Annotated in this window: 18 protein-coding genes and 2 pseudogenes; 10 read left to right on the top strand and 10 right to left on the bottom strand. The window is 72.4% G+C overall.

Features of this window, described 5'->3' with window-relative positions; all coding sequences use genetic code 11:
- Window positions 1–35: 35 nt before the first annotated feature.
- Window positions 36–2,954 (bottom strand): glycoside hydrolase family 48 protein, encoded by a 2,919-nt coding sequence (locus tag IE308_RS06005; RefSeq protein WP_190216883.1) that lies wholly within the window; start codon window positions 2,952–2,954, stop codon window positions 36–38.
- Window positions 2,955–3,467: 513 nt separating this feature from the next.
- Between IE308_RS06005 and IE308_RS06000 the strand changes: the two genes are divergently transcribed.
- The 3 genes from IE308_RS06000 to IE308_RS05990 all read left to right on the top strand — a co-directional run bounded on the left by IE308_RS06000 (window position 3,468) and on the right by IE308_RS05990 (window position 7,117).
- The gene (locus IE308_RS06000; RefSeq protein ID WP_190216882.1) at window positions 3,468–5,216 is read left to right on the top strand and encodes a glycoside hydrolase family 6 protein; all 1,749 of its coding nucleotides are present in this window, start codon (window positions 3,468–3,470) and stop codon (window positions 5,214–5,216) included.
- Window positions 5,217–5,378: 162 nt separating this feature from the next.
- Window positions 5,379–6,302: a class I SAM-dependent methyltransferase gene (locus IE308_RS05995; RefSeq protein ID WP_190216881.1), complete on the top strand. Its 924-nt coding sequence runs from the start codon at window positions 5,379–5,381 to the stop codon at window positions 6,300–6,302.
- Between the two features lie 113 nt (window positions 6,303–6,415).
- The gene (locus tag IE308_RS05990) at window positions 6,416–7,117 is read left to right on the top strand and encodes an SDR family oxidoreductase (protein WP_190216880.1); all 702 of its coding nucleotides are present in this window, start codon (window positions 6,416–6,418) and stop codon (window positions 7,115–7,117) included.
- Window positions 7,118–7,123: 6 nt separating this feature from the next.
- Here IE308_RS05990 and IE308_RS05985 read toward each other — a convergent pair whose 3' ends face one another.
- The 4 genes from IE308_RS05985 to IE308_RS05970 form a co-directional block, all read right to left on the bottom strand.
- Window positions 7,124–7,807, bottom strand: a complete 684-nt coding sequence (locus tag IE308_RS05985) for a glycoside hydrolase family 75 protein (protein ID WP_190216879.1) — start codon at window positions 7,805–7,807, stop codon at window positions 7,124–7,126.
- A gap of 110 nt (window positions 7,808–7,917) precedes the next feature.
- Window positions 7,918–8,754: an aldo/keto reductase gene (locus IE308_RS05980; protein WP_110632978.1), complete on the bottom strand. Its 837-nt coding sequence runs from the start codon at window positions 8,752–8,754 to the stop codon at window positions 7,918–7,920.
- Window positions 8,755–8,884: 130 nt separating this feature from the next.
- Window positions 8,885–10,711, bottom strand: a complete 1,827-nt coding sequence (locus tag IE308_RS05975) for an AMP-dependent synthetase/ligase (protein ID WP_190216878.1) — start codon at window positions 10,709–10,711, stop codon at window positions 8,885–8,887.
- A 256-nt stretch (window positions 10,712–10,967) separates the two neighbouring features.
- Complete coding sequence (locus tag IE308_RS05970) at window positions 10,968–12,467, bottom strand: MFS transporter (RefSeq protein ID WP_190216877.1); 1,500 nt, start codon at window positions 12,465–12,467, stop codon at window positions 10,968–10,970.
- Between the two features lie 120 nt (window positions 12,468–12,587).
- Between IE308_RS05970 and IE308_RS05965 the strand changes: the two genes are divergently transcribed.
- Window positions 12,588–13,562, top strand: a complete 975-nt coding sequence (locus IE308_RS05965; protein ID WP_190217378.1) for an Lrp/AsnC family transcriptional regulator — start codon at window positions 12,588–12,590, stop codon at window positions 13,560–13,562.
- On the opposite strand, the gene IE308_RS05960 is transcribed toward IE308_RS05965, so the two are convergent.
- The gene (locus tag IE308_RS05960) at window positions 13,541–14,422 is read right to left on the bottom strand and encodes a LysR substrate-binding domain-containing protein (RefSeq protein ID WP_190216876.1); all 882 of its coding nucleotides are present in this window, start codon (window positions 14,420–14,422) and stop codon (window positions 13,541–13,543) included. The genes IE308_RS05965 and IE308_RS05960 overlap by 22 nt on opposite strands.
- Before the next feature lie 189 nt (window positions 14,423–14,611).
- Here IE308_RS05960 and IE308_RS05955 point away from each other — a divergent pair, with 189 nt between their 5' ends.
- The gene (locus tag IE308_RS05955) at window positions 14,612–15,628 is read left to right on the top strand and encodes a bile acid:sodium symporter family protein (protein ID WP_190217377.1); all 1,017 of its coding nucleotides are present in this window, start codon (window positions 14,612–14,614) and stop codon (window positions 15,626–15,628) included.
- A 72-nt stretch (window positions 15,629–15,700) separates the two neighbouring features.
- Here the strand turns inward: IE308_RS05955 and IE308_RS05950 are convergent, their stop codons facing one another.
- On the bottom strand, window positions 15,701–16,618 hold the full coding sequence (locus IE308_RS05950) for a quinone oxidoreductase family protein (protein WP_190216875.1): 918 nt from the start codon (window positions 16,616–16,618) through the stop codon (window positions 15,701–15,703).
- Window positions 16,619–16,731: 113 nt separating this feature from the next.
- Between IE308_RS05950 and IE308_RS05945 the strand changes: the two genes are divergently transcribed.
- The gene (locus tag IE308_RS05945) at window positions 16,732–17,169 is read left to right on the top strand and encodes a MarR family winged helix-turn-helix transcriptional regulator (protein ID WP_190216874.1); all 438 of its coding nucleotides are present in this window, start codon (window positions 16,732–16,734) and stop codon (window positions 17,167–17,169) included.
- Between the two features lie 119 nt (window positions 17,170–17,288).
- On the opposite strand, the gene fdhD is transcribed toward IE308_RS05945, so the two are convergent.
- The 3 genes and pseudogenes from fdhD to IE308_RS05930 form a co-directional block, all read right to left on the bottom strand.
- A complete protein-coding gene (gene fdhD / locus IE308_RS05940; RefSeq protein ID WP_190216873.1) occupies window positions 17,289–18,137 on the bottom strand; it encodes a formate dehydrogenase accessory sulfurtransferase FdhD in 849 nt (282 codons plus the stop codon).
- A 7-nt stretch (window positions 18,138–18,144) separates the two neighbouring features.
- Window positions 18,145–18,273 (bottom strand): annotated as a pseudogene (locus IE308_RS36790) (2Fe-2S iron-sulfur cluster-binding protein); the annotation flags it as partial.
- A gap of 104 nt (window positions 18,274–18,377) precedes the next feature.
- Entirely contained in the window at window positions 18,378–19,826 is a 1,449-nt protein-coding gene (locus tag IE308_RS05930; RefSeq protein ID WP_190216872.1) for an MFS transporter, read from the bottom strand.
- A gap of 135 nt (window positions 19,827–19,961) precedes the next feature.
- Here IE308_RS05930 and IE308_RS05925 point away from each other — a divergent pair, with 135 nt between their 5' ends.
- From IE308_RS05925 to IE308_RS05910, 4 genes and pseudogenes are all read left to right on the top strand, one after another.
- Window positions 19,962–20,312: an ArsR/SmtB family transcription factor gene (locus IE308_RS05925; RefSeq protein ID WP_110633003.1), complete on the top strand. Its 351-nt coding sequence runs from the start codon at window positions 19,962–19,964 to the stop codon at window positions 20,310–20,312.
- Between the two features lie 133 nt (window positions 20,313–20,445).
- Window positions 20,446–21,393 carry a beta-ketoacyl-ACP synthase III gene (locus IE308_RS05920; RefSeq protein ID WP_190216871.1) on the top strand — a complete coding sequence of 316 codons (948 nt, stop codon included), beginning with the start codon at window positions 20,446–20,448 and terminating at the stop codon, window positions 21,391–21,393.
- Window positions 21,394–21,645: 252 nt separating this feature from the next.
- Window positions 21,646–22,323: pseudogene (locus IE308_RS05915) on the top strand (GntR family transcriptional regulator).
- 222 nt (window positions 22,324–22,545) lie between these two features.
- On the top strand, window positions 22,546–23,727 hold the full coding sequence (locus IE308_RS05910; protein ID WP_190216870.1) for an ROK family transcriptional regulator: 1,182 nt from the start codon (window positions 22,546–22,548) through the stop codon (window positions 23,725–23,727).
- The last annotated feature ends 27 nt before the right edge of the window (window positions 23,728–23,754 follow it).

The raw sequence follows: 23,754 nt of genomic DNA, 5'->3' as shown, positions 1-23,754 counted from the left end.
GACAACCGCCCGACCCGCGGAGCGCCCCGCGGGGACTATTCGAGAAGCTCCGCGTACGAACCCATGGCGAGGGCGATGTCCGCCTGCGCCCAGAACCGGTGGTACGTGAAGACCGGCGCGGCCCCGCCGGCGAGGTAGCTCTGGATCTTCGACCAGGCCGGGTCGTTCTTGTAGAAGGACCGCAGGGACATGAAGGTCGACGACGAGTTGATCGTGTCGCCGTTGGGCATCTTGCCGCTCCAGCCGCTCGGGACGTACACGCCGTCGTCGAAGCGGTTGTAGTCGGTGCGGGTCTCCGGAACCGCGATGCCGAGCGCGTCCTGGTAGTTCGCCCACATGCCGTCGAGCAGCGCCTTCGCCGTCGTCTTGGCCGCCGTGTCACCGGACTTGGCGGCGTAGTACGTCAGCGTCTTGGCGTACGCGGCGGCCACACCGACGTCGTTGGTGTAGTCGGCGACCGTCACGTGCAGGCCCGCGTTGGAGCCCGGGCTGGAGGCGTTCCAGGTGTCGGGCTGGCCCGACCACTGGAGCGTGGAGGGGATCAGGTAGGTGCCGTCCGGGTTGATCGTGGTCTTGGACAGCGCCCACTTCACCCACTTGTCCAGCACGGCCTTGGCGTTGGCGTCACCCGTCTGCTGGTAGTACTCCGCCACCCGCTCCATCGACCACGCCTGGAAGCCGAACCACTGGTTGGACGGCGGGTCGTGGTAGACCGGCGCGGGGTCGTAGTACATGCCGTAGAAGGTCGACGTACCGGACGGAGGCGTGGCGTACCGGCCCGCCCAGCTGTTGGTCGCGCCGCCCGCGATGCCGCCCTCGCTGGACTGCAGCCACCGGTAGAACTCCAGCTGGCGCTGGAGCGACTTGGCCCAGTCCTGCTGGCCCGTCGCCGACTTCGGCTTCAGGTCGGCGTAGGAGCTGAGCGCGTAGGCGGCCAGGGGGTTCTGGTAGCCGCCGTGGGTGTGGCTGGAGCCGATGCGCCAGGCCCAGCCCGCGGAGGTGTCGGTGGCACCGCCCCAGGCGTAGTACCAGGACAGCAGGTAGTGCGAGGCGTCCTTGCCGGTGCCCGCCGGGCAGGCGGACGGACCGACGCAGTTGCCGATCTTCTTGAAGTACTTGTCGTACATCGCGTACCGCAGGTAGTCGCCCATCTTCGCGGCCTTGGCGACCGTCGCGGACACGTCGGAGCCCTTGCCCTGCTGCTTGGCCCACACGTCGGCCCAGTAGGCGGCCTGCACCGCACGCGCGTCGGCGTCCGGGGCGTTGGTGAACTTCCACTGCTTGGCGTAGGACGAGTCGCCCGTGAACAGGTCCAGGTAGCCGTTGGTACCGCCGTACTTGAAGGCGTCGCAGGTCGGCTGCGGGATCGTCTCCCACACCGACTCCTGCGGACCCCGCTGGAAGGTGTTGATGTACGACGGGCCGGTGGCCGTCGGACCGGCCTCGCACTTGCCGGGCTCGTTGCCGTAGCCGTAGACGTTGTCGACGTCCTGGATCCAGTGCATGCCGTAGACGTCGTCGGTGCCGTACGCCGACTTCAGTTCACCGGCGATCGGGTCCGAACCGACCGAGACACCGGAGTCGAGCTTGGCCGGGTACTCGTTCGGGGTGTCGTACTCCGGCGCGTACGTCGCCGGCTTGGAGGCGTTGTAGAAGGAGTTCGTCGGCTGGTCGGCGTGGGTGGGGATCATGTACTTCTCCATGATCGACCACGCGCCGTTGAACTTCGACCAGTCACCCGTGACCTTGCCGTACATCGCCTGCAGCCACAGCAGGTAGCTGTACGCCTCGGACGTGGTCTCGTGTCCGTGGTCCGGGGCCTCGACGATCAGCGTCTCCACCGAGTGGTAGGGGATGCCCTCGGGGGAGAAGTAGCCGTTCGCCGGGTTGGTGATCTTGCCGTACAGATCCAGGAAGCGGGCGTCGTAGGTCTTCGTCGCCGCGATCTGGGTCACCGTCACCGCGGCCTTGGCCAGGCCCGGCGACGTCGACTCGAAGGTGGCCGCGCCGGTGCCGGAGGCGTCGGCGGTGATCGTCACCTTCTGCGGCGTGTTCCAGTTCGACGGGGTGAAGGTGAGCGAGGCGCCGCCCGTCACGCTCAGGCCCGTGTTGCCGCCGGTGCGCGCGGTGGTGACGGTGACGTTCGAGGTCGGCTGCGTCGACAGCTTCAGCTCGTACGAACCCGTCTTGCCCTGCTGCACGGCCAGCTGGTTGGTGGAGGCCACCACGGACGGGCCCGCGGCGACGGTGATGCCGACCGGCGTGGACTCCGCCGACGCGCCCAGGCTGTCGTAGGCCTTCGCCAGCAGCGAGTGGCTGCCGGTGGCGAGCCCCGTGGCCGACAGGGTGTACGGCGCGGTGGTGTCCGTGCCGAGCAGCTTGGTGTCGTCGTAGAACTCCACCTTGCTGATCGTGGCGTTGTCGGCCGCCGCCGCGGTGGCCGCGAGCGGCACCGCGTCGCCCTGTGTGTAGACCGCGCCCGCGGTGGGGCTGGTCAGCACGGCGACCGGCGGCTGGTGCGCGCCGGCGCAGGTGGTGCCGTTGACCGCGAAGGAGGTGGGCGCCGTGTTGGTGCCGCTGTAGGTGAACTGCGCCCCGGCGCTCACGGCCGCGCCCGCGGCGACGGTCCCGTTGTACGAGGCGTTCTTCACCGTGATCTGCTGGCCTGACTGGCTCCAGGTGCCGTTCCAGCCGTTGGACAGCTTCTGGTTGCCCGAGTAGGAGTAGGTCAGGGTCCAGCCGTTGATGGCGTCGGTACCGCGGTTGGTCAGGGTCAGGTCCGCGGTGAAGCCGGAGCCCCAGTCGTTGGTCTTGTAGTCGACGCTGCACTGCAGCGCCGCCGCGTGCGCGGTCGTCGCACCGGTGGCGAGCATCGACAGCGGAAGCGCCAGAGCGGCGCCGGCGGCCGTCCACAGCCGTCGCGCAACTCTGCGCCTCCTGGGCGGGGGATGCATGGTGCTGGTTCCTCCTTGCGGCTCGGAGAAGTCAAGGCTTGAACCAGTGGGAGCGCTCCCATGGTGGGTATGGGCATGACAGCGGTCAAGAGGGTTGAAGAGTCGAAAAGATTCGACACAGGTCAGAGGGGGTGCGCCTGAAAAAGGGTCAGACGACCCTCTGTTCTTCGCCGTCACTTGGCGCTACCTTCCTTCGCACCAGTGGGAGCGCTTCCACCAGTCGACGCGTCCGTCACCCGGCGCCGAACTGCAAGGAATCGCTCATGCGACATCCCCCGCGTTCAGTACTTTTACCCGTCGGCCGCCGGTGCGCGCCTTGGCGCCGGCCCTCTCGCCTCCCCGCGGGACCCGACGGGTCCGACCGACCCGCCGGACACCGGTGAGGCCGGCGCGTTCGCCTGACCGCTTCCGCACGCGCTGGTCCTCGACCACGCCGGAACCCGACCCCCTCCGGCACCGGGCCGACCGGTGTCCCCCGGAGAACTCCCGTCACTCAGAAGGAAACCCGCACCTATGAGTCGTACGAGACTTGCCCTGATAGCGGCGCTCACGCTGACCGCCGGATCCACCGCGACGGCCCTCGCCGTCGTCCCGGCCGGCGCCGCCGCGGCCGCCCCCGCCTGTACCGTGGACTACAAGGTCCAGAACGACTGGGGCAGCGGTTTCACCACCAACGTCACCGTCACCAACAACGGCGCCGCCAAGAGCAGTTGGGCGGTGAAGTGGACGTACGCCGGCACCCAGAAGGTGACCAACGCCTGGAACGCCAAGGTCACCCAGTCCGGCACCAACGTCACCGCCGCCAACGAGTCCTACAACGGCAGCCTGGCCGGCGGCGGTTCGGTCAGCTTCGGCTTCCAGGGCAGCTACAGCGGCAGCAACGCCGTGCCCGCCACGTTCACCCTCGACGGCGTCACCTGCAACACCGACTCCGGCGGCACGCCCACCCCGACCCCGACCGACCCGACGCCCACGCCGACGGACCCGACGCCCACCCCGACCGACCCCTCCGGCAAGGTCGACAACCCCTTCGTGGGCGCCAAGGGCTACGTGAACCCCGAGTGGTCGGCCCACGCCGCCGCCGAGCCGGGCGGCAGCCGCGTCGCCAACCAGTCCACCGCGGTCTGGCTGGACCGGATCGCCGCCATCAACGGCGTCAACGGCGGCATGGGCCTGCGCGCCCACCTCGACGAGGCCCTGAAGCAGAAGGGCTCCGGCCAGCTCGTCATCCAGCTGGTCATCTACGACCTGCCCGGACGTGACTGCGCGGCCCTCGCCTCCAACGGCGAGCTCGGCCCGACCGAGCTCGACAAGTACAAGTCGCAGTACATCGACCCGATCGCGTCGATCCTTTCCGACTCCAAGTACGCGGGCCTGCGCATCGCCACCGTCATCGAGCCGGACTCCCTGCCCAACCTGGTCACCAACGCCGGCGGCACCGCGGGCAGCACCGACGCCTGCGCGACCATGAAGGCCAACGGCAACTACGAGAAGGGCGTGAGCTACGCCCTCGACAAGCTGGGCGCCATCCCCAACGTCTACAACTACATCGACGCCGGTCACCACGCCTGGCTGGGCTGGGACAGCAACTTCGACCCGACCGTCCAGGAGTTCTACAAGGTCGCGACCACCAACGGCGCGAGCGTGAACGACGTCACCGGCTTCATCGTCAACACGGCCAACTACGGGGCCACCAAGGAGCCGTTCGTCAAGATCACCGACTCGGTGAACGGGCAGACCGTGCGCCAGTCCAAGTGGATCGACTGGAACTGGTACGTGGACGAGCAGTCCTTCGCGCAGGCGCTGCGCACCAAGCTCGTCTCGGTCGGCTTCAACTCCGGCCTGGGCATGCTGGTCGACACCTCCCGCAACGGCTGGGGCGGCTCGGCGCGGCCCACCGCCGCCGGTCCCACGACCTCGGTCGACGCCTACGTCGACGGCGGCCGCATCGACCGCCGCATCCACGCCGGCAACTGGTGCAACCAGAGCGGCGCCGGACTCGGCGAACGGCCCACCGCGGCGCCCGCCGCCGGCATCGACGCCTACGTGTGGGTCAAGCCGCCGGGGGAGTCGGACGGGTCGAGCACGGCCATCTCCAACGACGAGGGGAAGGGCTTCGACCGGATGTGCGACCCGACGTACGGCGGCAACGCCCGCAACGGCAACAACCCGACCGGTGCGCTGCCCAACTCGCCGCTGGCCGGCAAGTGGTTCTCCGCCCAGTTCCAGGAGCTGATGAAGAACGCCTACCCGGCGCTGTAGCGCCGTGACGATCCGCCGGGGCCGGCCCGAGAGGGACCGGTCCCGGCGGACCGCCGTGTCCGGAAACCGCTGCCCGCGCCTGTTTGCCGTCCCGGCAAACGGAGTGGCCGTCCGGCGGTGCGTCGGCGCACGCTGTCGGCATCCGGACGAGAGGCTGACCCCATGGCGCACGACCACCACACCCCCGACGCGGCACACGGCCCCGGCACCCCGCAGACCGGGCACGCCCATCACGCCCACGGCACCGACATCGACTGGGCCGCGATGGCCGCGCACCTCGAAGCGCAGGCCGAGCTGTACACCCCGCTGTACGAGCGGGCGCTGGCCTGGCTGGGCAAGGAGGTGACCGAGCCGGGGCTGATCGTGGACGCGGGCAGCGGGCCGGGCGTGATCTCCTGCCTGTTCGCGGAGACCTTCCCGGGCGCCCGCGTGTTCGCCGTGGACGGCTCCGAGGAGCTGCTGGAGCGCGCACGGGCGCGCGCCGAGCGCACCGGTGTCGCCGACCGCTTCGGCACCGTGGCCGGTGAGCTGCCGCAGGCCCTGGACGAGCTGGACTATCCCGCCGACCTGCTGTGGGCCAGCCGGAGCCTGCACCACCTGGGCGACCAGCGGGCCGCCCTGGCCGCGTTCGCCGAACGGCTCGCGCCCGACGGCACGCTGGCCCTGATGGAGGGGGGCCTGCCCGCCCGCTATCTGCCCCGCGACCTCGGCTTCGGCCGGCCCGGCCTGCAGGCGCGACTGGACGCGCTGGAGGAGGAGTGGTTCGCGCGGATGCGGGCCGAGCTGCCCGGCAGCGTCCCCGTGACGGAGGACTGGCCCGCGCTGCTGACCTCGGTCGGCCTCAAGCACACCCGCACCCGCAGCTTCCTGCTCGACCTGCCCGCACCGGTTCCCGACCGGGCCCGCACCCTGGTCGCCACCTGGCTGGGCCGGCTGCGCGAGACCGTCGGCGACGGCCTCGACGCCGAGGACCGCGCCACCGTCGACCGCCTCCTCGACCCGGAGGACCCGGCGAGCGTCCACCGCCGCCCCGACCTGTTCGTGCTCGCCGCCCACACCGTGCACACGGCGGTCAAGCCGCACTGAACACCGGCCGCCGCCCGCGTGCCTTGACTTGGAGCGCGCTCCAAGTGATGGACTCCCCGCGTACCAGGCCGACCGGGTCCGTCCGGCCGGCCGGAACGACACAGGGGGCACACATGTCCGAGTCCAAGGTCGCGCTCATCACCGGCGGCGGCAGCGGCATCGGCGCGGCCGTCGCGCGGCGGCTGCTGGACGGCGGCTGGAGGGTGGCCGTCGTCGGCCGCGGCGCACAGCGGCTGCGGGACTTCGCCGAGGGACTCGGCAACCCGCAGGAACTGCTGACGATCACCGGCAGCGCGGCCGAGTACGGCGACGTCGCCGCCGCCGTCGAGCAGACGCTCAAGACGTACGGCCGTCTCGACACCGTCGTCGCCAACGCCGGCTTCGCCACCCATGACAGCGTCGCCACCGGCGACCCGGCCGGCTGGACGGAGATGGTGCTGACCAACGTGCTCGGCCCGGCGCTGCTGATCCGTGCCTCGGTCGAGGCGCTGAAGGAGACCCGCGGCCGGATCGTGCTGGTCGGCAGCGTGGCCGGGTTCGTGCACACCCCCGGCAACATCTACGGCGCGACGAAGTGGGCGGTGACCGGGCTCGCCGAGAACGCCCGCCGCGAGGTCACCGAGCTGGGCATCGGCGTGACGCTGATCGCGCCCGGCCGGGTGGAGACCCCGTTCTGGGACTCCTACGGCAGCCTGCCGCCCGGCCATCTGCTCACCGCCGACCAGATCGCCGAGTCGGTCACCTGGGCGATCGGACAGCCGGAGGGCGTCGACGTCAACACCGTCGTGGTACGGCCGCTGGGCCAGCCCAACTAGCGGGCTTCAGCCGGTCCGGACGAACTCCCGGGCCAGCCGGTCGCCGAGGTCGACCGCCGCGTCGTGGCTCTCGATCGGCCGCACCCGGGGGCCGGTGAACACCACGTAGGTGACGGGCTCGTCGGTGCCGCCCCGGGCCGGGTCCGGGTCGATGTCCAGGGCCCGGGCGGTGGCGTGGGAGGCCTCGCCGATGATCTCCTTCGGGCCGGTGTCGCCGACCACCGCGTAGTGCACCCGGTCGCCGCGGATCACCGCGACGACACTGCCGCCCTCGACGCCCGCCGAGCGGTGGTCCCAGACGCCGCTCGGGCCCGGTATCACCACGTACGGCAGCCGGTCCGCGCGCAGCGGCCGGCCGGCCGAGTCGTGGTAGGCGGTGTCGTCCTGGTACCAGGGGTCGGTGCGCTCGTTGCACCGCTCCGTGCGCTGCCCGTCGCAGTCGACGTCCAGGTCCGCGGTGAAGAACACCGCGCCCCGCGCCCCGCACACCTGGACCGAGGGCCGCTTCTCCTGGTCGGTGCGGTAGGTGCCGTGGGATATGCGGTGGCAGGTGCGGGTCTTCGCCAGCAGCTCGGCGGCGCTCACCCCGCCCTCCTGGGTGCCGGCCGGGGCACCGGTGCAGCCGGCCGTCGCGGCGGCGAGCACGGCGGCGGCACCGGCCGCGGTGAGGGTCAGTCGTCGGGTGCGCACAGTGAGGGGACGAGCCGGGCCCGCGAGAGGTTCCCGGCCGCTGCGCGACATGCGCGGGCGCCGCGCCCCGGCACCGCGGTATCCGGGGCGCGGCGCCGCCGCGACGGTGCTCAGCCCAGGTCGAAGGTGGCCGGGTCGGGACCCAGGCGCCGGTCCTCGTTGAGCGCGCTGATCGCGGCGAGGTCCTCGTCGTCCAGGGAGAAGTCGAACACGCTGATGTTCTCCTCGATGCGGGACGGCGTCACCGACTTCGGGATCACGACGTTGCCGGTCTGCAGGTGCCAGCGCAGCACCACCTGGGCGGGGGTGCGGCCGTGCTTGCGCGCGATCGCCACGATCGCCGGGACCTCCAGCAGACCCTTGCCCGAACCCAGCGGCGACCACGCCTCGGTGGCGATGCCCTGCTCGGCGTGGTACTCACGGGCCGCGTGCTGCTGCAGGTAGGGGTGCAGCTCGATCTGGTTGACCGCAGGGATCACCGACGTCTCGGCGATCAGCCGCTCCAGGTGCTCCGGCAGGAAGTTGGAGACGCCGATCGCGCGGATCCGGCCGTCGGCGTGCAGCTTCTCGAACGCCTTGTAGGTGTCGACGTAACGGTCGCGGCCCGGCAGCGGCCAGTGGATCAGGTACAGGTCGACGTAGTCCAGGCCCAGCTTGGCGAGCGAGGTGTCGAAGGCCCGCAGGGTGGAGTCGTACCCCTGGTCGCTGTTCCAGAGCTTGGTGGTGACGAAGATGTCCTCACGGGGCAGGCCCGAGGCGGCGATGGCCCGGCCGGTGCCCTCCTCGTTCCCGTAGATCGCCGCCGTGTCGATGCTGCGGTACCCGGCCTGAAGCGCGGTGGCGACGGCCCGCTCCGCCTCGTCGTCCGGCACCTGCCACACGCCGAAGCCCAGCTGGGGCATCTCGACGCCGTTGTTCAGGGTGATCGGGGGGACCTTGCTGCTCACGAGCTCTCGATCCTTCGGTTGTCCGTCAGGTGGTACACCCATGGTCAACGATCACGGGCGGTGATGCATTCCTGACCGGGAAATCCGTGGCGAGCGCTACACCCGGTCCGGCGCTGCACCCGGTCCGGCGCTACGCCCGGTACAGCGCCTCGACCTCGCGTTCGTACGTCTTCTCGATCGCCTTGCGCTTCAGCTTCAGCGACGGCGTGAGCAGTCCGTGCTCCTCGGTGAACGGCTGGGCGAGGATGCGGAAGGTGCGGATCGACTCGGCCTGCGAGACCAGGGTGTTCGCGGCGACGACCGCGCGGCGCACCTCGGTCTCCAGGTCCGCGTCGCGCACCAGTTCGGCCGGGCTCATCCGGGGTTTGCCGCGCATCTGGAGCCAGTGCTCGACGGCCTCCTGGTCGAGGGTGACCAGCGCGGCGACGAACGGGCGGTCGTTGCCGACCACGATGCACTGGTTGACCAGCGGATGCTCGCGCACCCGCTCCTCCAGCACGCCCGGCGAGACGCTCTTGCCGCCGGAGGTGACGAGGATCTCCTTCTTGCGGCCGGTGATGGTGAGATAGCCGTCCTCGTCGAGGGAGCCGAGGTCGCCGGTGGCGAGCCAGCCGTCGTGCAGCGCCTGGTCGGTGGCCTTGGGGTTGTTGAGGTAGCCCTGGAAGATGTTGCCGCCGCGCAGCCAGATCTCACCGTCGTCGGCGATGTGCACGGTCACCCCGGGGATCGGCTGCCCGACGGTGCCGTAGCGGGTGCGCTCGGGCGGATTGGCGGTCGCCGCCGCCGTCGACTCGGTCAGGCCGTACCCCTCGTAGATCTGCACGCCCGCGCCCGCGAAGAACAGCCCCAGCCGGCGGTCCATCGCCGAACCGCCGGACATCGCGTTCCGTATGCGGCCGCCCATCGCCGCGCGGACCTTGGCGTACACCAGCTTGTCGAAGAACTGGTGCTGCATCCGCAGCCCCGCCGACGGGCCGGGGCCGATGCCCCAGGCCTTGGCCTCCAGTGCGTCGGCGTACTTCACCGCCACGTCGACCGCCTTCTCGAACGGCCCGGAGCGGCCCTCCTTCTCCGCCTTGCGCCGCGCCGCGTTGAACACCTTCTCGAAGATGTACGGCACGGCCAGGATGAACGTCGGCTTGAACGCCTGGAGGTCCGGCAGCAGCGCGGCCGCGTTCAGCTGCGGCTGGTGGCCGAAGCGGACCCGGCCGCGGATCGCGGCGACCTCCACCATCCGCCCGAAGACGTGCGCGAGCGGCAGGAACAGCAGGGTGGCCGCCTCGTCGCCCTTCTTGGAGTGGAACACCGGCTCCCACCGCTCGATGACGGTGTCCGCCTCGATCATGAAGTTGCCGTGGGTGAGGACGCACCCCTTGGGCCGGCCGGTGGTGCCGGAGGTGTAGATGATCGTCGCCACGGTCTCCGGGGTGACCGCCTCGCGGTGCCGGTGCACCATGTCGTCGTCGAGGTGGGCGCCCGCGTCGTACAGCTCCCGCACGGCGCCCGAGTCCAGCTGCCACAGCCGGCGCAGCCGCGGCAGCCGGTCGATGACGGTGGCGATCGTCATCGCGTGGTCCTCGTGCTCCACGATCGCGGCCGTGCACTCGGCGTCGTACAGCATCCAGAAGCACTGCTCCGCCGAGGACGTCGGGTACACCGGCACCACCTGCGCGCCGATCGTCCACAGCGCGAAGTCGAACAGCGTCCACTCGTACCGGGTGCGGGACATGATCGCGACGCGGTCCCCGAACCGGATGCCGCTCGCCAGCAGCCCCTTGGCCAGCGCGAGCACCTCGTCGCGGAACTCGGCGGAGGTCACGTCCCGCCACACGCCTTCAGTGTCCTTGCGGCCCAGGGCGATGTGCTGCGGATCGGTCTCGGCATGCCGGAAGACGACGTCGGCCAGACCGCCCACCGGCGGTGCCGACGCCAACGGAGGGTTGGTGTACTCGCGCAAACCCCGCTCCCCGCTCCTTGGTGCTCGGCTCACTTGTGGCGCCCCGCACAGCGCCGTGAAAGCTACCCCACCCGGCACAGCGCCGGGAGGGGCGGCGAAAGCGAGCAGCGCTCACGACCGTGCTGGTCACGGGAGGAAAATGGGCTCACATGGGGAAGGGTCGGACAGAAAACCGACGGTTCCGTAAGTTTCGGGGCCGTAATCTCCACCGAATCTGTACGACTCCGTACGACCCTGTCACCGCGCGGGCGCGGTCTCACCCCCGCGGCTGTGCCGTCACTTCCTCCAGCGTCGCGGGCGCCGATTCCGTCACAGCGGCCCGCGGCCCGCGCGGCGCCCGCACCAGCGCGAGCACCAGCACCCCGCCCGCCAGGGCCACCACCGCGGCGGCGACCGAGGCCGCGTTCAGGCCGGAGGCGAACGCCGACCGCAGGGCGTGCTCCGGGAACGCGCCGCGCAGCCCGCCCGCGCCGCCGCCGGCCAGGGCGTGCGCCGCGTCGTGCGGCAGCGCGTCCTGCATCCGCGAGGTCAGCACCGTGCCGAACACGGCGATGCCGAGCGCGTACCCGAGCTGGCGGAAGGTGTTGACCGCGCCGCCCGCCATGCCGGCCCGCTCCGGCTCCACCACGGCCAGCGCCGCGCCCGCGATGCCCGGCGACACCAGCCCCGTACCGACGCCCACCAGCACCAGACCCGGCACCAGCGTCGTCGCCGTCGACCCCGCGTCCAGCACCGCCGTGCAGAACTGGCCGGCGGCGATCAGCAGCAGCCCGCCGCCCACGGTCAGCCGCGCCGGCACCCCGTGCAGCAGCCGGCCCCCGGCCGCGGCCACCACGAACGACGCCAGCGACAGCCACAGGAACACCACACCACCGCGCACCGGGCTCATCCCCAGCAGCGTCTGCAACCAGATCGAGGTGTACGCCATCACGGAGAACGCCGCCGCGTTGAAGGCGAACGCCCCCACCATCACCCCGGCGAACGCCGGCCGCAGGAACAGCCGCGGGTCCAGCAGCGGATCGGCCACCCGCCGCTCCACCACGACGAAGCACACCAGCGCCAGCAGCGCCAGCCCGAACGACAGCAGCGTCCCGCGCTCCGTCCAGCCGTGCGACCCGGCCCGCACCGCCCCGTACGTCAGCGCCCCGGCGAAGCCCGCGAACGTCACCGTGCCCGCCACGTCGACCCGCCGCGCCCGCTCGGCGCGCGACTCCGGCACCACCCGCAGCGTCAGCGCCACCGCGGCCACGCTCACCGGCAGGTTCACGAAGAAGATCCACCGCCAGCCCGGCCCGTCCGTCAGCAGCCCGCCCAGCACCGGCCCGACCGCGGCGGCGGCCCCGCTCACCGCGCCCCACACACCGAGCGCCACCGACCGCCGCCGCCCCTGGTACACCGAGCCCAGCAGCGGCAGCGTCGTCGCGAACATCGCCGCCGCCCCCACGCCCTGCACACAGCGCGCGGCGACCAGCATCCCCGGCCCGGTCGCCAGCCCGCACCACAGCGACGCCGCCGCGAACAGCGCGATCCCCGCCACGTGCACCCGCCGCCGCCCGAGCACGTCGGCCGCGGCGCCGACCCCGAGCAGCAGCGCGGCCAGCGCCAGCGCGTAGCCGTCCATCACCCACTGCAGATCGCTCAGCGACGCGTGCAGCCCCTTCGCCATGTCCGGCAGCGCGACCACCGCGATGGTCACGTCCAGCAGCAGCATGAACGTCCCCAGGCACACCGCTGTCAGCGGCCCCCATGTGCGCATGTCCTTCTCTCCTCACGCGTCCGTGTGTGGTCCGATTCCGTACGATGACCCCGTCGCGGCCGATCGCAGCGGAAACCGGCATCAGCGCGACGGAACCCGACGGAGGCGGCCGTGCTGCAGATGGAATCCGACATCCTCGACGAGCTGGACGTGCGCCTGCTGTGCGCGCTGGAGGTCAACGCCCGGGCCTCCTTCAGCCGGCTCGGCGCGGTCCTCGGCGTGTCCGACCAGACCGTCGCCCGCCGCTACCGGCGGCTGTGCGCCGAGGCGGGCCTGAGGGTGGTGGCGGTGCGCGACGCCGAGCGGCTCGGCCACGACCAGTGGACGCTGCGACTGCGCTGTGTCCCCGACGCCGCCCTCACCATCGCCGACGCGCTCGCCAAGCGGCCGGACACCAACTGGATCGGCCTCGCCGCGGGCGGCACCGAGATCGTCTGCGGCACCCGCCCGCGCAGCGCCGGCGACCGCGACGACCTGCTGCTCGGCAAACTGCCCCGCACCCCGCGCGTGCTGGAGATCCGCGCCCACCAGATGCTGCACCGCTTCTACGGCGGCCCGAGCGGCTGGCTCGGCAAGTTCGGCCTGCTCGCCCCGGACGAGATCGCCGCCCTGCGTCCCGAGCCGGCCCCCGAGCCCGGCGAGGCCCGCATCGACCCCGCCGACGAACCCCTGCTGGCGGTGCTGGAACGCGACGGGCGCGCCGGGTACCCCGAGCTGATGCGGGCCACCGGCCGCTCCGAATCCGCCGTCAAACGACGCATCGCCGCACTGCTCGGCTCCGGCGCCGTCTACATCGACGTCGAGTACCACTCCGAGACGCTCGGCTTCCCCACCGCCGCCGCCCTGTGGATCACCACCACCCCGGCCGCGCTCACCGCGGTCGGCGAGGCGCTCGCCGGCCACGACCAGATCGCGCACGCCGCCGCGACCGCCGGCCCGTCGAACATCACCGCGACCGCCGTGGTGTGCAGCACGGCCGAGCTGTACGCCTATCTCAGCGGCCCCCTCGGCGGGCTCGCCGGGGTGCAGCACGTGGAGGCCAGCCCGTTCCTGCGCCGCGTCAAGCAGCTGACCTATCCGATACCGGTCCGCTGACGGCGCTGCAGCCGGTCCCCGCCCGCGAGGACCGCCGCCGCCAGCGCGTCGGCCGCCTCCTGCGCGGCGCCGCCGCGCCGGCCGTGCACCAGCACGAAGTCCACCCCGCCCAGCTCCGGCAGCCCGGACCGGTCCGGCACCCGCACCAGCCCGGGCGGGATCAGCCCGCGCGAGTGCGCCATCACCCCGAGACCCGCCCGCGCGGCGGCGATCAGCCCGTTCAGGCTGCCGCTCGTGCACGCGATCCGCCACGGCCGCCCCTGCCGCTGCAGCGCCTCCAGGGCCAGCGCCCGGGTGATGCCCGGCGGCGGGTACACGATCAGCGGCACCGGCCGGTCCGGCTCAAGGCGCAGCCGCTCTGCGCCGATCCACACCAACTCGTCGTGCCACACCAGCTCACCGCGCGGATCCTGCGGCCGCCGCTTGGCCAGCACCAGGTCGAGCCGGCCCGCCGCGAGCCGCTCGTGCAGGGTGCCGGACAGCTCCACCGTCAGCTCCAGGTCGACCTCGGGGTGGTCGTGCCGGAAGCCCTCCAGGATCTCCGGGAGCCGGGTCAGCACGAAGTCCTCCGACGCCCCGAACCGCAGCCGGCCGCGCAGCCGCGTGCCGGTGAAGAAGGCCGCCGCCTGCTCGTGCACCTCCAGGATCCGCCGCGCGAAGCCGAGCATCGCCTCACCGTCCTCGGTCAGCTCCACCGAGTGCGTGTCCCGGTCGAACAGCGTCCGCCCGGTCGCCTCCTCCAGGCGGCGCACGTGCTGGCTGACCGTGGACTGGCGCAGCCCGAGCCGCCGCGCCGCCTGCGTGAAGCTCAGCGTCTGCGCCACGGCGAGGAAGGTCCGCAGCTGGGAGGGGTCGTACACACCGCCCACCGTAGCCGGTGATCGTCGTTCGTGATGACAGTCAGAACGGTATGCCGGATTCCCGATCGGCGCGTCCGGGAGCACGATGGAGGAGAGCCCTCAGGCCCCCGACACCGGGGACCCGCGGGGTGCGCAGATCGCCGACGAAGTACGTGGAGCACCGTGAAACGCCTGCACTGGCCGCGCTGGATGCCGATCGACCCGTACATCCTGCTGCTGCTCGGGACGGTGGGCCTCGCCGCCCTGCTGCCCGCCCGCGGCACGGCCGCCGACGTCGCCTCCGGCGCCTCCACCGCGGCGATCGCGTTCCTCTTCTTCCTCTACGGCGCCCGCCTGTCCACCCGCGAGGCCCTGGACGGCCTGCGCCACTGGCGCCTCCACGTCACCGTCCTGGCCTGCACCTTCGTCATCTTCCCGGCGCTGGGCCTGGCCTCGCGCGCCCTGGTCCCGGTCCTGCTGACGCACCCCCTCTACCAGGGCCTGCTCTTCCTGACGCTGGTGCCGTCCACCATCCAGTCGTCGATCGCGTTCACCTCCATCGCCCGCGGCAACGTGCCCGCCGCGATCTGTGCGGGCTCCTTCTCCTCCCTCGTCGGGATCGTCGTCACCCCGCTGCTCGCGGCCGGCCTGCTCGGCGGCAGCGGCGGCGGCTTCTCCGCCGACTCCCTGGTGAAGATCGTCCTGCAGCTGCTGGTGCCGTTCGTCGCCGGGCAGCTGCTGCGGCCCTGGATCGGCGACTTCGTCGCCCGGCACAAGAAGGTCCTCGGCTACGTCGACCGCGGCTCGATCCTCCTCGTCGTCTACACCGCCTTCAGCGCCGGCATGGTCCAGGGCATCTGGCACCAGGTCAGCCCCGCCCGGCTCGGCGCGCTGCTCGCCGTGGAGGCCGTGCTGCTCGCCGTGATGCTGCTGCTGACCTGGTACGGCGCGAAGGCGCTGCGCTTCTCCCGCGAGGACCGCATCGCCATCCAGTTCGCCGGGTCGAAGAAGTCCCTCGCCTCGGGGCTGCCCATGGCGAGCGTCCTGTTCGGCGCGCACGCCTCCCTCGCCGTGCTGCCGCTGATGCTGTTCCACCAGATGCAGCTCATGGTGTGCGCGGTGATCGCCAAGCGCCGCTCCCACGACCCCGAGCCGGACCCGCACACCGCCCCGGAGCCGGCCGCACCCTCCCGCACCACGGTCGCCACCTCGCCCCGCCCCCGCTGAGCCACGGCCGGCGTCAGGGACGGCCCACCTCGTCCAGCGGCAGCCACCCCCCGAACACCGCACCCGGGCAGGTCACGGGCGGAGTACGACTTTCCCCCGGTTGCCCCGCGCCTCGATCAGGGCGTGCGCCGCCGCGGCGTCCTCCAGCGCGAACTCTCCGTGCACGACGGGCCGAACGGCGCCCGTCTCGAACAGCTCCCACAGCTCCCGCCGCCAGGTCTCGTAGCGCTCCGGTTCCCGGCGGGCGACCAGCCCCAGCTGGAACCCGATCGCCGACTTGCCGCCCACCAGCAGGTCGTACGCCTGGAGGGTCCCGCCGCCCGAGCTGTACGCCACCAGCCGGCCGCCGGGCGCGAGCGCGGCCAGCGCGGGGGAGAGCAGGTCGCCGCCCACCGCGTCCAGGACGCAGTCCACGGGCGCGCCCCAGCCGTCGTCGCCGTAGACGACGGTCTCGTCGGCGCCGAGGGAGCGCACGAAGTCCGCCTTGCCCGCGTCGGACACGGCACCCACGACCCGGCCCGCGCCCAGGGCGCGCGCGAGCTGGACGGCGAGGTGCCCCACCCCGCTCGCCGCCGCCGTCACCAGCACCGCCTCACCGGGCTCCGGCCGCGCCGCCCGCAGCGCACCGAGGGCGACGAGGCCGCTGCGCACCAGGGCGACGGCGTCGACGTACGACGCGTACTCGGGCACCGGTGAGGCCATCGCCTCGTGCAGCACGGCGTAGTCGGCGTAGCCGTGCCCGAAGCACAGCCCGGTCACCCGGTCGCCGGCCCGGAACCGTCCGGCGCCGTCGCCGACGGCCACGACCTCTCCGGCGACCTCCCCGCCGAGCGCGATCGGCTCGGCCGCCTCGGTGACCTTGCGGACGACGGGCAGCGTGACGCCGACGGCCGCGCAGCGCACCAGCAGCTCACCGGGGCCGGGTCGTGGCACGGGGACCTCTTCGACGAAGAGAGGGCCGCCGGGGGACGTATAGCGGACGCGGCGCATGAAGCACCTCCAGAGGCAGGGAACCGTTGGTGCTCCCAACGATAACGAAACCCGTGGGGATTCCCAACGGTTTTTCATAGGGAACCCCAATGACTTTCCGTTAGGCTTCCGCCATGCCCGAAGCGCCCCTCCCCGCGATCCGCTCCCTGCCCAGCTGGCTGCTCGGCCGCGCCGCCGCCCGCGGACGCGCCCTGGTCGCCGACGCGCTGGCCGAGCAGGGCATGAAGATGTGGCACCACGTGGTGCTGTCCGCCGTACGCGACCTGGGCCCGGTCGCGCAGGCCGAGCTGGGCCGCAGCATCGGCCTGGACCCCAAGGACCTGGTCGGCGTCCTCAACGACCTGCAGACCTCCGGCCTGGTCGTCCGCCGGCCCGACCCCGCGGACCGCCGCAAGAACGCCGTGAGCCTGACGGGGGAGGGGGAGCGGATGCTGCGGCGGTGCGAGGAGGCGGCGCGGGAGGCGAACGAGGCGCTGCTGGCCCCTCTGACGGCCACGGAGCGGGAGCGCTTCCTGGGGGTGCTGCGCCGCATCGCGACGCAGGAGGACTGAGCCGGGGGCGTGGCCGGGGCGCGGGGCAAGGGCCCACCATGGGCGTGTGTCCCCAGGACACCGGCCGGGAGGGAGCCGAAGGCAGAAGGCGCCCCGCAGGCGACCGACCCATCAAGCGGTCAGCCCTGGGCGGTCGCCGCCTGCAGGGTGATGCGGTCCTCGCCCGCGTACACGTTCATGTTGGGGCCCCGCAGGAAGCCCACCAGGGTCAGCCCGGTCTCCACCGCCAGGTCGACGGCGAGGGACGAGGGCGCGGAGACGGCCGCGAGCACGGGGATGCCGGCCATGACGGCCTTCTGGGCGAGTTCGAAGGAGGCCCGCCCGGACACCAGCAGGATCGTCCGGCTGAGGGGGAGGCGGCCGTCGCGCAGGGCGCGGCCGACGAGCTTGTCGACGGCGTTGTGCCGGCCGACGTCCTCGCGGATGTCGAGGAGTTCGCCGTGCTCGTCGAAGAGGGCTGCGGCGTGCAGTCCTCCGGTCCGGTCGAAGACCCGCTGGGCGGCGCGCAGCCGGTCGGGGAGGCCCGCGAGCAGGCCGGGTTCGATGCGGAGCGGGGGTGTGTCGGCGATGGGCCAGCGGGCGGTGGTGCGGACCGCGTCGAGGCTGGCCTTGCCGCACAGGCCGCAGGAGGAAGTGGTGTAGACGTTGCGTTCGAGGGTGATGTCGGGGAGGGCGACGCCGGGTGCGGTGCGGACGTCGACGACGTTGTAGGTGTTGGAGCCGTCGGCGGTGGCGCCCGCGCAGTAGACGATGTTCTGCAGTTCGGCCTGTTCGGCGAGGACGCCCTCGCTGACGAGGAAGCCCGCGGCGAGGGCGAAGTCGTCGCCAGGGGTGCGCATGGTGATGGCGAGGGGTTTGCCGTTGAGGCGGATCTCCAGCGGTTCCTCGGCGACGAGGGTGTCCGCGCGGGACGAGACCGCGCCGTCGCGGATGCGGATCACTTTGCGTCGTTCGGTGACTCGTCCCATGGTGCGCTCAGTCCCGTCCGTCCCGGTTCCGTACGTGCCGGCAGCTGAAGCCGCCCTTGCTGCAGAGGTTGCCGTGGGTCACCGGGTCGTCGTGCGGGGAGGTGACCTTCACGATCTCATTGTCCTGCACGGGGAGGAGCGCGGGCCGGGGAGGAGCGCGGGCCGGTGGAGAGCCCCCCTGCTCCACCGGCCAAGCCCGGATCGGTGGAGAGCCCCCTGCTCCACCGCCCCGGCCCCGGATCAGCGCGCGGCCGGCGCCTTCTCGTACTCCGCGACGGACGCGGCCGCCCGTGACGGGCCGCGCCGCAGGGTGAGCGTGGCGAGCAGGCCGGCCACCATGCCCGCCGCGGTGAGCAGGACGACCAGGGCCCCGCCGTCGGCGGTGGCGGCCCTGAGCGCCCCGCCCGTCCTGCCCTCGGTGCCCAGGTCGGCGACGACGGTGAACACCGCCAGGCCGATCGCGTTGCCGATGTTCAGCGCGGTCGAGGCGATGCCGTTGGCCACGCCCTGCTCCTGGGGGGCGGTGCCGGTGGCGGCGACGATCCACATCGCGGTCCAGACGATGCCCTGGCCCACACCGGAGACGACCAGACCGGGCACGAGCAGGCCGTAACCGGCGTCGGCGTCGAAGCCGAGGGCGAGCACGGCCGTGCCGATCGCGCCGGTGACGAACCCGGTCACCAGGGTGGTGCGGGTACCGATCCGGCCGGCGAATCGCTCCCCGAGCTGGGTGCCGGCGGCGATCGCCACCGAGGGGAGCAGGAAGCCGAGGCCGGTGCGCAGGGCGCCGTAGCCGTGCACGGTCTGCATCAGGACGGTGAGGAAGTACGGCAGGACGCCGAACGTCGCCATGTAGAGGAAGGTGACGGCCATGCCGACCGTCAGGTGGCGGTTGCGGAACAGCCGGAACGGCATCAGCGGGTCGGCGCTGCGCGCCTCGACGACCGCGAACACGGCCAGCAGGAGAGCGGCGACGACCAGGGCACAGACCACGAGGCCGTCGCCCCAGCCCCGTTCGGGCCCCTCGACGAGCGCGAACACCAGCAGCGTGGCGCCTCCGGTGACGCTGAGGGAGCCCGGCAGGTCGAAGCCGCACCGTACGGTGCGGCCCGGGTCGCGCGGTACGACGAACAGCGCTCCCAGCGCGATGGCCGCGCCCAGCGGGACGTTGACGTAGAAGACGGCGTGCCAGCCGAAGTTCTCCGTCAGGACGCCCCCGAGCAGCGCGCCGATCGTCAGGCCGCTGGCCCCGGCGCCGCCCCAGACTGCCAGTGCCCGGTTCCGCCGGGGGCCTTCCTCGAACAGGGTGTTGATCAGCGACAGCGTCGAGGGCAGCAGCAGGGCGCCGGCGATGCCCTGCACGGCACGGGCCGCGATGATGACCCCGGGCCCGGTCGCGAGTCCGCCGGCCAGTGACGAGGCCGCGTACAGCCACAGCGCGAGGACGAACATCCGGCGGCGGCCCAGCAGGTCGGCCGCCCGCCCGCCGAACAGCAGGAAACCGCCCGCGAAGACGACGTAGGCGCTGACCACCAGCTGCTGCGTCTGGCCGGGGAAGCCCAGGTCCCGGCCGATCTCGGGCAGGGCCACGAACACGATGTTGAGGTCGAGCGCGTAGAGCAGTTGCGCCAGCGCGAGCAGCGCCAGGGTCCAGCGGGACGCCATGGACGACTTTAAGGATGAGGACATGCCAGGTTGCCCCTCGGGTCGGTGGGGTCGCGCCCCTGATCGTTCGTATCTATACGTACGTTCGATTGTTCGCCACTATACGTACGATCGGTGTCGTGCGGTCAATCCGTTCGTCTGTACGGGTACTGTTGAACCATGAGCCGTCACCCCGACCGCGACCAGATCCGGATCGACGGCGTGCTGTCCGCCCTGGGCAGTCCCGTCCGCCTCGCCGTCGTCCGCGTGCTCGACGCCGGCGGCGAGCACAACTGCACCAGCGTGCTGAACGTCCTCGGGATCACCGCCAAGTCGACCATGACCCACCACTGGCGGGTCCTGCGGGAGAGCGGCGTCATCTGGCAGCACCCCTCCGGACGGGAGAACCTGCTGTCGCTGCGCCGCGACGACCTCGACGCCCGCTATCCCGGGCTGCTCGACGCCGTCCTGGCCGGGGCGCGCGCGGACGAGGCGCCGGAGACGTCCGGGGCGCGCGGGACGTCCGCGTGACCCCAGGGCGGCGCTGAGGGAAGCCGACAACCCCGGCGCCCGATTCCTGTCGCTTCACCTGCCCTCGTACCCGTGGGTCACTGATCAGACTGGTGCATCCCGCTACCCGAGGCCACGAGGGGGAACGCCACCGATGAACGGCTCACGCATCGCCGCCGTCGGCCACTATCAGCCCGCCAAGGTGCTCACGAACGAGGACCTGGCCGGCATGGTCGACACCAGTGACGAGTGGATCAGGACCCGGGTGGGCATCCGGACCCGGCACATCGCCGGACCCGACGAGCCCGTCGACGAACTCGCCGCGCACGCCGCCGCCAAGGCCCTTGCCGCGGCCGGCCTGACCCCCGGCGACATCGACCTGGTGCTGGTCGCCACCTCCACCGCCGTCGACCGCTCCCCGAACACCGCCGCCCGCGTCGCCGCCCGGCTCGGCGTGCCCCGGCCCGCCGCGCTGGACCTCAACGTGGTGTGCGCCGGCTTCACCCACGCCCTCGCCACCGCCGACCACACCGTCCGGGCCGGCGCCGCCCGCCGCGCGCTCGTCATCGGCGCCGACAAGATGTCCGCCGTCGCCGACTGGACCGACCGCACCACCTGCGTCCTCGTCGGTGACGGCGCGGGCGCCGCCGTGGTCGAGGCCTGCCCCGAGGGCACCGAGCCCGGCATCGGGCCTGTGCTGTGGGGATCGGTGCCCGAGATGGGGCACGCCGTACGGATCGAGGGCGAGCCCGCCCGCTTCGCGCAGGAGGGGCAGACTGTCTACCGCTGGGCCACCACCCAACTGCCGCCGCTCGCCCGGCAGACCTGCGAGCGCGCCGGGATCGCCCCCGAGGGCCTCGCCGCCGTCGTCCTGCACCAGGCCAACCTGCGCATCATCGAACCGCTCGCCGCGCGCATCGGCGCCGTCAACGCCGTGGTCGCCCGTGACGTCACCGCATCGGGCAACACCTCCGCGGCCAGCATCCCCCTCGCCCTGTCCAAGCTCGTCGAACAGGGCGGCATCACCACCGGCGACCCGGTCCTGCTGTTCGGCTTCGGCGGCAACCTGTCGTACGCGGGGCAGGTCGTGCGCTGCCCCTAGGGCCCGAGCCCTGAGGGGCCGAACCCTGAGGGGCCGAACCCTGAGGGGCCGAACCCTGAGGGGCCGAACCCTGAGGGGCCGAACCCCGAGGGGCCGAACCCTGAGGGGACGAGTCTCCTTGCGGCGGCCCTGCGCGGTCGCCGACGCCCCGGTGTGCACGGCCGGCTCCGCTCCCCCTCCGGGCTTTTGTGCGCCGTAGCCTGTCGACGAAGGACAGTCGACACTGGGCGTCCGTGCCGAGGAGGGGGACCGATGTTGTCGCAAGGACTGCCGCACGGTGCGGTGCCCAGGCTGGAGCGCCCCGGCCCGCTGCGCGAACGTGTCTACGAGGCGCTGCTCGAACTCATCACCACCCGCGCCCTGCCGCCCGGCCGGCACCTGGTCGAGAGCGAACTCGCCGGACACCTCGGAGTCTCCCGGCAGCCCGTGCGCGAGGCGCTGCAGCGGCTCAACACCGAGGGCTGGGTGGACCTGCGGCCCGCCCAGGGCGCGTTCGTGCACGAGCCGACCGAGGAGGAGGCCGACCAGCTGCTGACGGTCCGTACGCTGCTGGAGGCCGAGGCCGCCCGGCTCGCCGCGCTCTACGCCACGGCCGCGGGCATCGAGGCGCTGGAGGAGATCGTCGCCGAGGGCGTGAAGGCCGTCCAGGCCGACGACGTGGACGCCGCCGTCGCGCTCAACGCCCGCTTCCACGCCAAGATCATGGAGCTGGCCGGCAACGCCGTCCTCGCCGAGCTGGCCGCCCGGGTCGAGCGCCGGGTCCGCTGATACCACACGCCGGTCGCCCGGCAGCGCGGTCACAAGTCGTGGATCGAACACCAGGCGTTGATAGGGGCCATCGTCTCCCGGGACGCCGACCTCGCCACCCGGCTCATGCGCGACCACACCGAGCACACCCGGCGGTCCTACCACGCCCGTTCGGGCTCCTGACCGCCTCTTCGGCCTGACGGCGGTCCCGTGGCGCGGGGCCGCCGTCGCGCTGTCCGGACCCCATCCGCCGTACCGGCTCGCCCTCTTCTTTGTCCTGTCAGTGGAAAAAGTCTGCGGGAATCCGTGCGCGACTTCTTCCCACCTTCAACAGTCACTGCTACGTTCCCCTCGAAAGCCCGACGACAGTGGCCGAATTGAGGCGGGGAGGGGCACGTGAGACGCATGACGGCACGACCCGCGAACGCCCATCAGGCCCGGCTGCTGAAGCTGCTGCGCGACCAGGGACCGAACTCCCGCGCGCAGCTGGGCGATCAGATCGATCTGTCCCGGTCGAAACTGGCCGTGGAGGTCGACCGGCTGCTGGAGACGGGCCTGGTCGTGGCCGACGGACTCGCCGCCTCGCGCGGCGGACGCCGCTCCCACAACATCCGGCTCGCCCCCGGCCTGCGTTTCCTCGGCGTCGACATCGGCGCGACCTCGGTCGACGTCGCCGTCACCAACGCCGAACTGGAGATCCTGGGCCATCTCAACCACCCCCTGGACGTCCGCGACGGACCGGTCGCGGTCTTCGAGCAAGTCCTCTCCATGGCGGAGAAGTTGAGGAACTCGGGGCTCGCGGAGGGGTTCGACGGCGCCGGCATCGGCGTCCCCGGCCCAGTCCGCTTCCCCGAGGGCGTCCCGGTGGCGCCGCCGATCATGCCCGGCTGGGACGGCTTCCCCGTGCGGGAGGCGCTCAGCCAGGAACTCGGCTGCCCCGTCATGGTCGACAACGACGTGAACCTGATGGCGACGGGGGAGATGCACGCGGGCGTCGCACGCTCCGTGGGCGACTTCCTCTGCGTCAAGATCGGCACCGGTATCGGCTGCGGCATCGTCGTCGGCGGCGCCGTCCACCGCGGTGTCACGGGCAGCGCCGGCGACATCGGCCACATCCAGGCCGTACCCGACGGCCGCCCCTGCGCCTGCGGCAACCGGGGCTGCCTGGAGGCCCACTTCAGCGGTGCCGCGCTCGCCCGCGACGCCGTGGAGGCCGCCCGCCAGGGCCTGTCCGCGGAACTGGCCTCCCGGCTGGAGACGCACGGCACCCTGACCGCCGTCGACGTGGCCGCCGCGGCCGCCGCCGGCGACGCCACCTCCCTCGAGCTGATCCGCGAGGGCGGTACCCGCACGGGCCAGGTGATCGCCGGGCTCGTCAGCTTCTTCAACCCCGGCCTGGTGGTGATCGGCGGCGGTGTGACCGGACTCGGCCACACCCTGCTCGCCGCGATCCGCACCCAGGTCTACCGCCAGTCGCTGCCGCTGGCGACCGGCAACCTGCCCATCGTCCTGGGGGAGTTGGGCCCCACCGCCGGAGTCATCGGCGCGGCCCGGCTGATCAGCGACCACCTGTTCTCGCCCGCGTAACCGAGCCGACCCTCCCGCACGCCCCAC

Source organism: Streptomyces griseosporeus (genome assembly GCF_014656055.1).
Lineage (GTDB): Bacteria > Actinomycetota > Actinomycetes > Streptomycetales > Streptomycetaceae > Streptomyces > Streptomyces griseosporeus.
Note: the sequence above shows the minus strand (reverse complement) of the source record. Positions and strands in the feature narration are given on the sequence as shown.

Coding starts and splice junctions, on each gene's coding strand:
- IE308_RS05995 (WP_190216881.1), top strand. CDS start 5,379: ATGGCGCACGACCACCACACCCCCGACGCGGCACACGGCCCCGGCACC.
- IE308_RS06005 (WP_190216883.1), bottom strand. CDS start 2,954: ATGCATCCCCCGCCCAGGAGGCGCAGAGTTGCGCGACGGCTGTGGACG.
- IE308_RS05970 (WP_190216877.1), bottom strand. CDS start 12,467: ATGCGCACATGGGGGCCGCTGACAGCGGTGTGCCTGGGGACGTTCATG.
- IE308_RS05990 (WP_190216880.1), top strand. CDS start 6,416: ATGTCCGAGTCCAAGGTCGCGCTCATCACCGGCGGCGGCAGCGGCATC.
- IE308_RS05925 (WP_110633003.1), top strand. CDS start 19,962: ATGAGCCGTCACCCCGACCGCGACCAGATCCGGATCGACGGCGTGCTG.
- IE308_RS05955 (WP_190217377.1), top strand. CDS start 14,612: ATGCCGATCGACCCGTACATCCTGCTGCTGCTCGGGACGGTGGGCCTC.
- IE308_RS05920 (WP_190216871.1), top strand. CDS start 20,446: ATGAACGGCTCACGCATCGCCGCCGTCGGCCACTATCAGCCCGCCAAG.
- IE308_RS05930 (WP_190216872.1), bottom strand. CDS start 19,826: ATGTCCTCATCCTTAAAGTCGTCCATGGCGTCCCGCTGGACCCTGGCG.
- IE308_RS06000 (WP_190216882.1), top strand. CDS start 3,468: ATGAGTCGTACGAGACTTGCCCTGATAGCGGCGCTCACGCTGACCGCC.
- IE308_RS05945 (WP_190216874.1), top strand. CDS start 16,732: ATGCCCGAAGCGCCCCTCCCCGCGATCCGCTCCCTGCCCAGCTGGCTG.
- IE308_RS05965 (WP_190217378.1), top strand. CDS start 12,588: ATGGAATCCGACATCCTCGACGAGCTGGACGTGCGCCTGCTGTGCGCG.
- IE308_RS05910 (WP_190216870.1), top strand. CDS start 22,546: ATGACGGCACGACCCGCGAACGCCCATCAGGCCCGGCTGCTGAAGCTG.
- IE308_RS05950 (WP_190216875.1), bottom strand. CDS start 16,618: ATGCGCCGCGTCCGCTATACGTCCCCCGGCGGCCCTCTCTTCGTCGAA.
- fdhD (WP_190216873.1), bottom strand. CDS start 18,137: ATGGGACGAGTCACCGAACGACGCAAAGTGATCCGCATCCGCGACGGC.